The following is a 14093-nucleotide window of genomic DNA, read 5'->3' as shown; positions in this document are numbered from 1 at the left end:
CATTATTTCGAGCCTTATTCGTTACTTTTATGAAATTTATTTATTGAATCAGACAATTTATTGAACAATGAGTTTTGACGTTATTTTAGAATACAATCCAATTTTATTGGCACTGATTGCTACCATTTTTACATGGTTAGTAACTGCAGCCGGGGCTTCAATGGTTTTCTTTTTCAAATCCATTAATAAAAAGATATTAAACTCTATGTTGGGATTTGCTGCAGGTGTAATGATTGCAGCCAGCTTTTGGTCGCTGCTAAAACCGGCCATTGAGATGGAAGAAGGTAACGGAGGAATTGCGTGGTTGCCTGCTGTGATTGGTTTTCTCTCAGGTGGTGCATTCCTGTTATTGGTAGACAAAATATTACCTCACCTACACATGGGTCTATCAACAGATAAGGCAGAAGGCATTAAAACCTCGTGGCAAAGAAGTGTTTTATTAGTATTAGCAATTACCTTACACAATATACCTGAAGGATTAGCTGTAGGAGTAGCCTTTGGAGCTTTAGCCAACATTCCAGAACCAGGTATACTGGCCGGAGCCATGGCGTTGGCTTTTGGTATAGGCTTGCAAAACTTTCCGGAAGGAGCTGCTGTTTCCATTCCATTGCGTCGTGAAGGTTTTTCAAGACTAAAAGCATTTAATTATGGACAGTTATCAGGTATTGTTGAACCAATTGCAGGAGTTATTGGAGCTTATTTGGTATTAAGCATTACTCCATTATTGCCATATGCATTATCGTTTGCAGCCGGGGCTATGATTTTTGTGGTGGTAGAAGAATTAATTCCGGAATCTCAGAGTGGCAATGAAACGGATTTATCTACGATTGGTGCCATGTTGGGATTTGCTACCATGATGCTACTTGATGTAGCGCTAGGATAAGAAAACTATAAAAACAGACATTTTTACTATAATCATTTAGTTCAATAGAAATATCAATATAGATTCAAAAACATTTCTTAATAAACTATTTAAAACCAATTCTGCATTTTTAACGAAAAACCCCATCTAGACCAATTGGTCTGCTTGATTTTATTAAACCAAGTTTAACATTTATACAATGTTTTTGTCTACTATTTTTTACTACTTTTGCCAAAATTTTTTAATCCCAAAAACAAGGTTCCATGTCATTTACTGAGGATAAAATCGTTACGGAAGGTTTAACCTTTGATGATGTTTTACTCATCCCGGCTTACTCGCAAGTTCTCCCAAGGGACGTAAAATTGAACGGTCTTTTTTCAAGAAATATTGTTGTTAACACACCTATTGTATCTGCCGCAATGGATACAGTAACTGAAGCCAGATTAGCAATAGCTATTGCACGTGAAGGGGGTATTGGTGTGATTCACAAAAACATGACCATTGCTGAACAGGCACGCCAGGTATTAACTGTTAAACGTGCTGAAAATGGTATGATTTATAATCCTGTTACCATTCTGCAAGGAAGCACTGTTGGTCAGGCGTTAGATTTAATGAAGGAATATAAAATTGGTGGTATTCCTGTTGTTGATAATGCAGGATACCTTGTTGGTATTGTAACCAATCGCGACCTTCGTTTTGAGCCGGATATGGCACGTAAGATTGACGATGTGATGACAACCGAAAATCTGGTTACCACCAATCAAAGCACAGACCTGGAGAAAGCTGCCGCTATTCTTCAACAATATAAAATCGAGAAGTTACCAGTTGTTGATAACAACAATAAATTAATTGGACTGGTAACTTATAAAGATATTACCAAGGCAAAAGATAAGCCGTTTGCCTGTAAAGACGAAAAGGGTCGTTTACGTGTAGCTGCCGGTGTTGGAGTAACAGCTGATACATTTGACCGAATTCAGGCTTTGGTTGAGGCAAACGTTGATGCTATTGTAATTGATACTGCTCACGGACATAGTAAAGGAGTCTTAGAGACTCTTAGCGAAACAAAAAAACGTTATCCTAACCTGGAAGTAGTAGTGGGTAATATTGCTACTGCCGAAGCTGCTCTGGATCTGGTTAAAGCCGGTGCTGATGGAGTTAAAGTGGGTATTGGTCCGGGTTCTATTTGTACTACACGTGTTATTGCAGGTGTTGGTGTTCCTCAGCTATCAGCTATTTATGATGTATCCAAAGCATTAGAAGGAACAGGGGTACCTGTTATTGCCGACGGTGGATTGCGTTACTCAGGAGATATTGTAAAAGCCTTGGCTGCCGGTGCTCATGCTGTTATGGCGGGTAGCATGTTTGCAGGAGTTGACGAGTCTCCGGGCGATACCATTATTTACAATGGTCGTAAGTTTAAAGCGTACCGAGGTATGGGATCTGTTGAAGCAATGCAAAAAGGATCGAAAGACCGTTACTTCCAGGATGTAGAGGACGATGTGAAAAAATTAGTTCCTGAAGGAATTTCAGCTCGTGTACCTTATAAAGGAACCTTATACGAAGTAATCTACCAGTTAATTGGTGGTTTACGTGCAGGTATGGGATATTGCGGTGCTGCAACCATTGATGATCTTCATCAGGCCAAATTCACTAAAATTACCAATGCAGGTATGAATGAGAGTCACCCACACGATGTATCAATCACCCGTGAGGCTCCCAACTATTCAAGATAATTAAATAACAACGCATATTACTGAAGCCTGGACCGTCATTGGTTCAGGTTTTTTTATTCATTTAACTACTATTAAAAAGTTATAGACATCATTTTTTTTACAAAACAATAATGAGACCAAATTTTAGTTTCATTATTATCCATTACCATCAATAATATTTTACATTTGCATCCGTTAGTTTATAGATGTTCAAATTCCAAATTGTATATAAAATGAACAAAAGTAAAATCTACCGTATTTTATTTATTGCCCTTATAAGCTTAAGTTATGTAGCTGTAAATGCTCAAGACAACAATCTGTTAGTTGTTGGTGATCATCAATATAGTGTTGATGAGTTTAATTACATTTATAACAAAAACAATTCACTGTCGCAAAATCCGCTTAGTAAGGAAGAATACATTCCATTATTTGTCAACTATAAGCTTAAAGTTTTAGAGGCTATGAACCAGGGTTACGATACCATTCCCAGCTTCAAAAATGAGTTGGAATATTATCGCAATGAATTAGCCAAACCATATCTGACAGATAAAAAAGCAACCGAGGCAGTTATTGAAGAAGCATACGATCATCTCAAATACGAGCTAAATGCTTATCACATTCTGGTAAAACTACCTCAGTCACCAAGTCCCGAAGACACACTGGCTGCATATAACAAGATTAAAGAAATTAAATCTAAAATTACCGATCTTCCATCCTTTGAAACGATGGCTAAAAAGAGTTCTGATTGCCCATCTTCAGCTAAAGGAGGTAACTTAGGATACTTTACCGGCTTTATGATGGTTTATCCATTCGAAAAAGCTGCTTACGATACCGAAGTCGGACATATTTCAGACATCGTTCGTACATCTTTTGGCTATCACATTATTTATATAAAAGATAAAAGACCAAATAAAGGAGAAATAAAAGTGGCTCATATCATGAAAATGTATCCACAGAATGCTCCTCAGAATGTAAAAGATGAGAAAAAAGCTGCAATCGATTCTATTTATCAGGCATTACAGAATGGTGCTGACTTTACAGAAATGGTTAAAAAACATACGGATGATAAGAATTCATTGAGCACCAATGGAGAATTACCATGGTTTACAACTGGCCGTATGGTACCTGAATTCGCAGAAGCTTCTTTTGCATTGACTGAGAATGGTCAGATCTCAGCACCTATTCAAACAGCTTTTGGGTGGCATATCATCAAACGCATTGATCAAAAACCGATGAAAAGCCTTGACGAAAGCAGAGATGAAATCGAACAAAAAATCAAACGTGATGAGCGTGCATATGCCGGTAAAATGGCAACAATAGCTCGTTTGAAGAAAGAATATTCATACAGCCAGGATGATGAAGCATTGACAGATGCTTACAAAATCATCATGGAAAACAAAGATAAAAACAGTGATGATGTGCTTGCGATGATGTCATCAACAGATTACACTTTAGCAAGTTTTTCTGATAATAAAATAAGCACCGAAGATTTTGCTGATTATCTGAAATCGCATAAAGTTGTCCTTAGCAGGATCAACGAAAAATCGTATGAAAATCATTGGAACGAGTGTGCTGAAGAAAAAATCCTTGCATTTGAGAAAAGTGTTCTCGAGGAAAAATATCCTGAATTCAGGTTTCTGATGAACGAATACCACGATGGCTTATTGATTTTTGAGATTAGTCAAAAAGAAATCTGGAACAAAGCATCTGAAGATACTACAGGATTAGAAAACTTCTTTGCTAATCACAAAGATGACTATATCCTTCCTGAAAGATTTGAAGGAACCATTATTCAATGCAATAAAAAGAAAGAGTTGAAAGAAATTCAGACGATAATATCTGCTCCTGACTTTGCATTAACAGATTCTTTAAAAGATGTAATTTCTACTTTTGGCACAATTAAAGAAGGTTCTTTTACAAAAGGTGAAAATGCACTGCTTGATCAACAGGTTTGGGGAATTAAATCAAAGATAAAAGGCGATTTTAAATACCTGCTTAAAATAGGAGACCTTAAACCTTTGGCAAAACGTGAATTGAGCGAGGTTCGAGGACAGGTTCTATCTGATTATCAAAAAGAATTGGAGGATCAATGGATCGCTAAGCTGAGGTCTAAATACAATCCTGTCATCAACGAATCGGTAGTAAAAGATAAAAAATAATAATTCCGGAAGCGATCCAAGAATTGTATATTTGTATCAATAGCATCTTTTTCAACAATTTATAATGAGATATTCAATAAAATATCTGGCTTTAGTTTTAACCATCAGTTTAAGTGTAATGTACGGGTGTTCTTCAGCACCTGATGATCCGGGTGCAAGACCACTTGTTGCGGTTGGCGACCATCAGTTAACATATCGTATGCTGGGTTCTGCAGTTCCTAATCATTTATCTGTTGAAGACAGTGTTGTTTTTGTTCAGGATTATATCAACCGCTGGATTCGGTCGGAATTGCTACTTCAAAAAGCAGAGTTGAACCTTAGTCCCAAAGAAAAAGATGTTGAAAGGCTCCTTGAAGAATATCGTCGATCGTTGCTTATTCATCAATACCAACAAAAATTACTGGCACAGAAATTCAGTCCGTTTATTACAGGTAATGAAATAAATAAGTGTTACACCGATATGGAGGATAACTTTCGCCTGGAGGATGTAATTATCAAAGGGACATTCGTTATTGTTCCTAAAACAGCTCCGAACATTAACACACTGGAAAAACTTTATCGATCAGAAGATCAGGAAGATCTGGTAAAACTGGAAACTTATTGTTTTCAGAATGCTAGGAAGTATGAGATATTTTTGGATCATTGGTTGCCCATGGAAGAAATTAACCGGGCATTACCGGAACCAATCAGCAGAACCGATCAGTTTGTAAAATACAATAAGATTTACAACACATCCGATTCATTAAATCAGTATTTCCTGTCGATTAAAGACTTTAAACTTCCATCGGATCTGGCTCCGATTGAGTATGTAGAAGAAAAAATTAAATCTATTCTGATAAATAAAAAAAGAATGGAATTTCTGAAGCAACTGGAGACCGATTTGTATGAAGAAGGACTGAATAATAAATCGATTAAATTTTATTAAAAGCACAAACATCTTGCAATTCGCCTTTTTAAGGTTAAAAAGCTAATCTTTTTTTTATATTTGCAAGTCAATAATACACCTTTGTTTATACTATTTAACTGGCATAGATATGCCCTCATTAAAACAAGGAATTTCAAAAACGATAACATGCGAAAAATAATTATACTTAGCTTGTTTGCTTCTATTTTAGTTACTTTTAATTCTACTGCTCAAAACAATATTATTGACGAGGTGATTGCTGTTGTTGGTGATAATGCAATTCTGAAATCAGACATTGAACATCAGTACGAACAGGCCCTGATGGAAGGAGTAAACTTCCCCGGCGATTTAAAATGTAATATCTTCGAACAACAATTGATTAGTAAATTATTACTGAATCAAGCCAAACTCGACAGTATTGAAGTAGGCGAAAACCAGGTAGTAAATCAGGTTGATGCCCGCGTCAACTACTTTATCAATCAAATTGGAAGCAAAGAAAAACTGGAAGAATACTTCAATAAGTCATTGCTTCAGATCAAACGAGATCAGATGGAAATGGTAAGAACTCAAATGCTTACTGAAAGTATGAAAGGAGAAATTACCAAAGACATTAAAGTAACACCAGCTGAAATCAGAGCATTTTACCGCAATGTTGATAAGGACAGTTTACCAATGATTCCAACTCAATTTGAATTGGAACAAATTGTACTGTATCCTAAAATTGAGCAAAAAGAAATTGACCGAGTTAAAACACAGCTTCGCGATTTTCAACGTCAAATAAACGAAGGACGTGACTTTGCAACCTTAGCGGTATTATATTCTGAAGATAAAGGATCGGCTGCCAGAGGTGGTGAATTAGGCTGGATGCCGCGTGCACAATTAGTACCTGAGTTTGCCAGTGTGGCTTTTAACCTGCAGGATAAAAACAAAGTATCCAAAATTGTTGAAACAGAATTCGGATATCATATCATTCAGTTGATTGATCGTAAAGGAGAACGTATCAACTGTCGTCACATATTGATTAAACCAAAAGTCTCGGAAGCAGCTCGCAAAGAAACACAAGCAAATTTGGATACTATTCGTGGTTTGATAATGGACAACACCATGTCTTTCGAAGAAGCTGCTCTTCGTTTTTCGATGGATAAAGACACACGCACAAGTGGTGGTTTGATGCTAAATCCACAAACCGGAACAGCAAAATTCGAGATGTCGCAAATTCCTGTTGCCATCAACAAACAACTGCAAACAATGAATGTGGATGATATTTCACCGTCGTTTTATATGTTGGACGAGGCTAAAGGAAAAGAGACATACTGCCTGGTTAAACTAAAAAAGAAAACCGATCCACATAAAGCAAACATTAAAGATGACTATCAAATGCTTCAACTAATGCTTGAAAATAAAAAGCAGCAGGAAACTCTTGATAAGTGGATTAAAACAAAACAAAAAGAAACCTACATTACCATCGATAAGAATTGGGCGAATTGCGACTTCAATTATGCGGGATGGGTAAAAGAATAAAAGAATGTGAACCTCAAAGGATTCCATAGAAAACTATTAACAGGAATACTTTCAACGGTATTCCTGTTTCTTTCTTGTTCAAAGGAATCCTATAATATTGTCTGGAGCGGAGTATTGCTGGATGCAGAAACTTCTCACCCCATTCCGTTTACCAACATTCAAACCAAAGCTGTATATCAGCTTAATATAGACCACTCTGAAGAAAAGAAGATCAATCTGATTACAGACGAGTCCGGTAATTTTTCCTGTCTTATTAAAAAAGCCTATCTGGTTTCTGTTTTTATTGAGAATTCGCGTTACCAGTCATACACCAACTCATTCCATACTAATAAAGAGACACTTCCTGATACACTTTTTCTACAACGATCAGAACAGTCCAGTAACCTGTTTTTAAGTATTAACGAAGACGGTTTCGACCATAACACACCTTTCATAAGTCAGAAAGCACATTATACAAACTTAAATCAAAAACAGATCATATTAACAGAACAATACGGATTTGACTTCATCAATAAGCAGAGAAATGTCACAACATTCGATTTATCGCTGAACCTGAAAAAAGTGAATAGTAAGTTTGATCTGGAATTATTAAGTGCAGAAAAAGGAGGTATATTGCCAATATACAAAGAACAAATCAGTGATTCCTTCTTTCTTGAAATGGAAATAGCCCCCTCCTTTGGCTATCAAAAAAACTACAATATAAATGGCAAAGAAGCAGGCTTTTTTGTAAAATGTCGCGATGGCAAACACTTTGCCAAAGTAATATTTCAACCTCAATTATATAAGCTCAATTGTAATAGCGAACAGGATTCTCTGGTAGAACAGGGACTAAAGTTTAGCTACATTTTACAGAAAGATACTATCCATTCGCGTTACTTCCCCACTGTTGCCATTATTGAACAATTAAATGAACAGCAATTAACATCTATTAAAAACACAATTAAAGGTTCGAATCAATAAAAAAATTTATTTTTGCGACGAAAGAGTGAATAACAGAATTTTTTCATTAATTTAATATCGTTAAAAGCTTTTAGGTGGTAAAAATTAAGTATCAGTTTCGAAAAGGTCATATTGAAGCTTATTTCTGGATCTTATCATTGATATTACTGGCATTTACCAACCCTGAAGCAGATTCCCATTATTCACTTTGCCTATTTAAAAATCTGGGCTTTGATTTTTGCCCTGGGTGTGGTTTGGGCCATTCTATTGCATTCTTTTTTAAAGGACGTTTTTTAGAATCCTGGCAGGCACATCCTATTGGATTTTTAGCGATTGTTATATTGATTTTCAGAGCCTATAAAATACTTAAACCGGACATTAAACTAAAAACCTTTAATTCGACAAATTATGAATAGAATTTTTACTTTGCTACCAGAGGCTGAAAGTGAAGAAGCCATCTTTCTTGAATCATTATTAAAAGACAGTTCTGATGATCAGGTTCAGAACTTTATTTTAATCTATCGTGGAAGAAGAAAAGATCCACAAACCATTTTATTAACAGCCCTAATTGGATTCCTGGGTGTATCAGGAATACATCGTTTTTTGGTCAACCAGATAGGAATGGGAATTCTTTATTTATTAACCGGAGGATTGTGTATGATCGGAACTATTGTTGATCTTGTCAATCATAAAAACCTGGCATTTGAATACAATCAAAGAGTTGCTCGAGAAATCAAGATGCTGATATAAAAAAAAGGGGCCTTAAGCCCCTTTTCTCTTTATCTGTTTCTTTATTAAATATGTATTACTTCTCCGTAGGCTGCAGCTGCAGCTTCCATCACAGCCTCCGACATAGTTGGATGCGGATGTACTGCTTTAATAATTTCATGACCGGTAGTCTCAAGCTTACGAGCGGTTACTAATTCAGCGATCATTTCGGTTACATTGGCTCCAATTAAATGAGCACCTAACAACTCACCATATTTAGCATCAAAAATCAATTTTACAAAGCCATCTTTATGACCGGCTGCACTTGCCTTACCTGATGCTGAAAATGGAAATTTACCTACCTTTAGCTCATATCCCGCATCTTTTGCTGCTTTTTCCGTCATACCAACAGATGCCACTTCTGGTACTGTATAGGTACAGCCCGGAATATTTCCGTAATCCAGCGCCTCCGGTTTATGACCGGCAATTTTCTCAACACAAATAATTCCTTCCGCTGAAGCAACGTGAGCCAATGCCTGTCCTGGAACAATATCACCGATTGCGTAAATTCCATCTACAGATGTTTTATAGAATTCGTCTACCTTAACACGGCCATTTTCAACCACAACTCCAACTTCTTCCAATCCAAGATTTTCAAGATTAGGTGCAATACCTACGGCTGACAATACAATATCAGCTTCCATCTCTTCTTCTCCTTTTTTGGTCTTAATAACAGCTTTTACCTTAGCACCTGATGTATCCACTTTAGTTACCTCAGCTCCTGTCATTACATCAATACCTGCTTTCTTAAACGAACGGGCCAATTGTTTTGACACCTCTTCATCTTCAACAGGAACAATGTTTGGCATATATTCAACCAAAGTAACTTTAGTACCAATGGCATTATAGAAATAAGCAAATTCACTTCCAATAGCACCGGATCCAACCACGATCATTGATTCAGGTTGCTTATCCAAAACCAGCGCTTTACGATATCCAATCACTTTTTCTCCATCCTGAGGAAGGTTAGGAAGCTGACGGCTTCGTGCTCCTGTTGCCAATATAATATGATCAGCCTGGTATACTTGTTTTTCACCACCTTCAGTAGTTACTTCCACCTTTTTATTTCCCAATAACTTACCAGCACCTTTAATGACTTCAATCTTGTTCTTTTTAAACAGATACTGGATTCCGCCACTCATTCCTTCAGCAACGCCTCTGCTTCGTTTTACCATCGCAGTAAAATCAGCTTTAGCCTCACCTTCAATTGTCACTCCGTACTCCTCGGCATGTTGTAAGTATTCGAAAACACTGGCACTTTTCAATAAAGATTTAGTAGGAATACATCCCCAGTTTAAACAAATACCTCCTAATTCAGAACGTTCAACAACAGCTACTTTTAATCCTAATTGTGAAGCCCTGATTGCAGCAACATAACCACCCGGACCACTACCAATGACAATAACATCGTAATTCATATGATTGTGTTTTAATTCTTATTTAGACAAATTTTAAATAGCAAATATATAAAGATATCTATTAACTCAAACAGATACCTGTTACATAACAAATTTATCCACGGGTGGTTTGAAATAAAATGATAAATCTTTCTGAAAACAAAAAAAGGGAGCTAATTGCTCCCTTTTTTCATATCATAAATGAATTGTTTAATTCAACAATTCAGCTAATTTCTGATCCAATGCTTCACCTCTTAGGTTCTTTGCAATAATTACACCTTCAGTATCTAACAACAAGGTTGTTGGAATACTTTGAATGCCATATAATTTACCAACTTCTTTCTCTGTATCTCTTACCTGTGTCCAGATTAGACCATCAGCGTCAACAGCTTCCAACCACTTTTCTTCACTGTCATCAACAGATACACTGAATACTTCAAATCCTTTTTCATTGAATTTTTTGTAAGCAGCCACCACATTCGGATTTTCATTACGACATGGACCACACCAGCTAGCCCAGAAATCAACCAAAACATATTTTCCTTTGAAACTGCTTAAGCTAACATCTTCACCATCTTTAGTTTTCAAAGTAAAATCAGGAGCAACAGCGCCTACTTTTGTAGCAGCTACACTAGCTTCGCGCTTTTCCATTGTATCTAACATTTCTTTTAGCTCAACAATATAAACGTGCTCAGGCATAGCAGCTTCTAATTTCTCAACCAATGGCTTCAGTTCTTCTAAAGGCATCTGCGAACCCATATTAAGTGCCAAAAATGCACCCAATGCGTTACCAGTGTTGTCTTCTAAAAACTTTTTATAGTAAGCTTGCATATCACCCATGATACTGTTTGCCTCTTCTTCAAGAACAGCTCTCTTTTCCTGATCCTGAGCCATCTGAGCTTGCATGTATTCTTGTTGCAATTGTTGCATACGATCTTTTCCAGGAACTCCATCATTAAATGTTTTCCAAAGGTCATTGACAGGTGACCCGGCGATTTCAACATTAGCAATATCTTCAGCATTACCTGTGATTGTAATGTTAGCATTCTCAATAAAGAATTGAATTGGCTGTTGCTGTCCTTCAATAAAAATCAAAGCAAATTCAGGAGCCCCAACTTCACCTTTAAAAGTAAATGTACCATCCACAACTTTTGCTGAATCCATTAATTCAGGTCTTCCTTTGCGAATATTTTTTAATACAACATTTTCAGCCGTAACACCCTCAAGCGTTCCTGTAATCTGATAATTTTTTGGTTGACAAGAAGCCAACAATGCAACACTTAAGATTGCTAACATCCAATTTTTCATTTCTTCTCTCTTTTATAACCTCGCGGCTTTAGTTATTTAATATTCTTAAAATATGTATCCAACAAATCTTTGGCAGCCATAAAGGAACTCTTTTCATCGTTCAAAACCAATTTTTCATTCAAATCTAAATTATTTTTTATTAGTTCGTGATGATAAAAATGATTACGTAGTTGTTCATTAATGCTTTCGTACATCCAATATTTAGCCTGTGATCTGCGGTTTAAGTCAAAGTAATTATTTTTTTTAGTCAATTCTATATATTCCAATACCATTTCCCATATTTCAGGAATACCTTGATGATACAGTGCCGAACAGGTTTTCACTTCCGGAGTCCAGCCCGATTTTGTAGGTGGAAACAAATGTAAAGCACTTCTGTACTCAGCCTGTGCCAGATTAGCTCTTTCTTTATTCGATCCATCAGCCTTGTTAATGGTGATGGCATCGGCCATTTCCATGATGCCCCGTTTAATTCCTTGCAACTCATCACCGGCTCCTGCCAACATTAACAAAAGAAAAAAGTCAACCATTGAATGGACAGCTGTTTCAGATTGTCCCACTCCCACTGTTTCAATGAATATGGTATCAAAACCAGCTGCTTCACACAAAATAATGGTTTCTCTTGTTTTACGGGCAACTCCACCGAGAGATCCTGCTGAAGGAGAAGGTCTTATGTAGGCATCCTTCTCACCAGATAATTTCTCCATTCTTGTTTTATCCCCCAGGATACTTCCTTTAGAACGTTCACTTGACGGATCAATTGCCAGTACAGCCAATTTACCCCCATTGCGAATAATGTGCATTCCCATCGACTCAATAAAGGTACTCTTACCGGCTCCGGGAACACCTGTTATACCCAAACGAATACTCTTACCTGCATGAGGTAAACATCTTTCAATAATTTGTTGAGCTATCTCCTGATGATCAGGCTTCGAACTTTCAACCATTGTTACAGCCTGACTTAACACTGTAACATTCCCTTCCAATATACCATTCACATAGTCATCGACACTTAGCTTAGGCTTTCGTTTTTTAAGGAAACGCTTTGCGGCATCAGGATTAACAGAAGGTGCAGACTGCACCCCTTTATTCACCTTCAAACCCTTAAAGTTCGAATCATTTTCTATATGATGATGATCATCAAATGTTGACATTATACTTTTGTTTTTTACACAAAAAGGAGAGCCGGCACCAAACTGACTCTCCCGATATTATCATTAAATCTTACTTATTGAATCGCAACGTTTCCGCTGATTCGCAACAAAGTAGTTGTTGTCTTTGGATCGTTTGTAACTACAGTTACTGACTTATTCTGGCGACCACTCTTACCTGTTGAGTTGAATTCTGCCATGATGGTCGTTTCTTCTCCAGGAGCTAAAACAGTCTTTTCTGGTTTGATGGCAGTACATCCGCATGAAGCTTTAACTTTACGAATGATTAGCTCACTTTTGCCATCGTTTTTCACCACAAATTTATGTGTTACTTTATCTCCCTGATTGATATCGCCAAAATTCCAGGTTTTCTCTTCGAAATTAACAATTGGTGCTTTAGCTAACTTTTCAGGAGTCCAGCTATCAAAATCTTCTTCGATTGAAGCACTTAATGTCAGACGATTTTTATAATCTTTAGTATCATTAAAATTGATAAAAACGTTATCTGTAACAAATCCCCAGTCACTTTTGGCAGCTGCATCATATGTAGCAGTAATTACACCTGCTTGTTTTGGCTGCAAAACCTCAGGAACGGCTTTGATTGTTACATGCTTTGGAACATTAGCAAATGATATTTTTAACGGTTGATCAGAAGTACTGATAATCTTTAATTGTTCCGTTTTCTTTTGATCAGGTGTCATTTTAGTAAATGCCAGATGCGATGACTCCAAACGGATAACATCCATATTACGTGGATAAATATCCTCTACAGTCTTTTCACGTGGAATTACATTACCGGTAATACGTAAAACTACGGTTCCATTCTCAGCATTTGACTGAACGGTAATAGTTTTATTGAAATTACCCGGACGATTTCGTGGATCAAAAATAGCTTTTACTTCCCCATGCCCCCCAGGAGGAATTGGTGTTTTTGTCCATTCTGGTGTTGTACAACCACATGAGGCCTTAACATTGTGCAAAACCATAGGTTGACCACCATTATTGTTAAACTTAAACACATATTCAACTTTGCCATCCGACTCCTGAATATCACCGAAATCGTGAATGGTTTCACTAAAACTAAGATTTGCTTTTGCATGCTGTGCCATTGAAGAAGTAACACCTGCCAACGCAACAGCTAAAATTAAAAAGATCCTCTTCATAGTTAATTATATTTTATACTAACCAGTTAATGTTAGAGTTTAATGTCCAGACTTTACTACGTAATATTAATTAAAGTGTTCAAAAAACAGGCCATTTTAAGAAAACTTTAACACAGAGCACAAATCTAACAACAATTTTCTATGACATTACAAAATAAACACTATTTATTGGGTATGTCCCCCTATTGACGACTTTTAGGTATTAAATTGTG

General features: G+C 36.7%; 12 protein-coding genes. 8 read left to right on the top strand and 4 right to left on the bottom strand.

The genetic code is table 11. The annotated features are described in order from the left end of the window. The first annotated feature begins 67 nt into the window (after positions 1–67). From ACRD62_RS18400 to ACRD62_RS18365, 8 genes are all read left to right on the top strand, one after another. Positions 68–883, top strand: coding sequence for a ZIP family metal transporter (locus ACRD62_RS18400; protein WP_430821574.1), 816 nt, complete (start codon positions 68–70; stop codon positions 881–883). Between the two features lie 242 nt (positions 884–1125). Beyond that, on the top strand, positions 1126–2595 hold the full coding sequence (guaB, locus tag ACRD62_RS18395) for an IMP dehydrogenase (protein WP_430821573.1): 1470 nt from the start codon (positions 1126–1128) through the stop codon (positions 2593–2595). Between the two features lie 212 nt (positions 2596–2807). Then, positions 2808–4733 carry a peptidylprolyl isomerase gene (locus ACRD62_RS18390; protein ID WP_430821572.1) on the top strand — a complete coding sequence of 642 codons (1926 nt, stop codon included), beginning with the start codon at positions 2808–2810 and terminating at the stop codon, positions 4731–4733. 64 nt (positions 4734–4797) lie between these two features. Then, entirely contained in the window at positions 4798–5658 is an 861-nt protein-coding gene (locus ACRD62_RS18385; protein WP_430821571.1) for a hypothetical protein, read from the top strand. Positions 5659–5805: 147 nt separating this feature from the next. Beyond that, positions 5806–7158 (top strand): peptidylprolyl isomerase, encoded by a 1353-nt coding sequence (locus ACRD62_RS18380; protein ID WP_430821570.1) that lies wholly within the window; start codon positions 5806–5808, stop codon positions 7156–7158. Between the two features lie 6 nt (positions 7159–7164). Further along, positions 7165–8118, top strand: coding sequence for a hypothetical protein (locus tag ACRD62_RS18375; protein ID WP_430821569.1), 954 nt, complete (start codon positions 7165–7167; stop codon positions 8116–8118). Between the two features lie 74 nt (positions 8119–8192). Continuing rightward, on the top strand, positions 8193–8513 hold the full coding sequence (locus ACRD62_RS18370) for a DUF2752 domain-containing protein (RefSeq protein ID WP_321405363.1): 321 nt from the start codon (positions 8193–8195) through the stop codon (positions 8511–8513). Beyond that, positions 8506–8847: a TM2 domain-containing protein gene (locus ACRD62_RS18365; RefSeq protein WP_430821568.1), complete on the top strand. Its 342-nt coding sequence runs from the start codon at positions 8506–8508 to the stop codon at positions 8845–8847. Before ACRD62_RS18370 ends, ACRD62_RS18365 begins: the two co-directional genes overlap by 8 nt. Positions 8848–8891: 44 nt before the next feature. Here the strand turns inward: ACRD62_RS18365 and lpdA are convergent, their stop codons facing one another. From lpdA to ACRD62_RS18345, 4 genes are all read right to left on the bottom strand, one after another. Beyond that, positions 8892–10283 carry a dihydrolipoyl dehydrogenase gene (lpdA, locus tag ACRD62_RS18360; RefSeq protein WP_430821567.1) on the bottom strand — a complete coding sequence of 464 codons (1392 nt, stop codon included), beginning with the start codon at positions 10281–10283 and terminating at the stop codon, positions 8892–8894. A 189-nt stretch (positions 10284–10472) separates the two neighbouring features. Continuing rightward, positions 10473–11570, bottom strand: a complete 1098-nt coding sequence (locus tag ACRD62_RS18355) for a redoxin domain-containing protein (protein ID WP_430821566.1) — start codon at positions 11568–11570, stop codon at positions 10473–10475. A 32-nt stretch (positions 11571–11602) separates the two neighbouring features. After that, positions 11603–12721: a methylmalonyl Co-A mutase-associated GTPase MeaB gene (gene meaB / locus ACRD62_RS18350; protein ID WP_430821565.1), complete on the bottom strand. Its 1119-nt coding sequence runs from the start codon at positions 12719–12721 to the stop codon at positions 11603–11605. A 74-nt stretch (positions 12722–12795) separates the two neighbouring features. After that, on the bottom strand, positions 12796–13881 hold the full coding sequence (locus ACRD62_RS18345; protein WP_430821564.1) for a DUF1573 domain-containing protein: 1086 nt from the start codon (positions 13879–13881) through the stop codon (positions 12796–12798). Positions 13882–14093 lie beyond the last annotated feature (212 nt).

This window comes from Carboxylicivirga caseinilyticus (assembly GCF_050589785.1).
Lineage (GTDB): Bacteria > Bacteroidota > Bacteroidia > Bacteroidales > Marinilabiliaceae > Carboxylicivirga > Carboxylicivirga caseinilyticus.
This window is presented reverse-complemented; position numbering and strand designations above follow the sequence as displayed.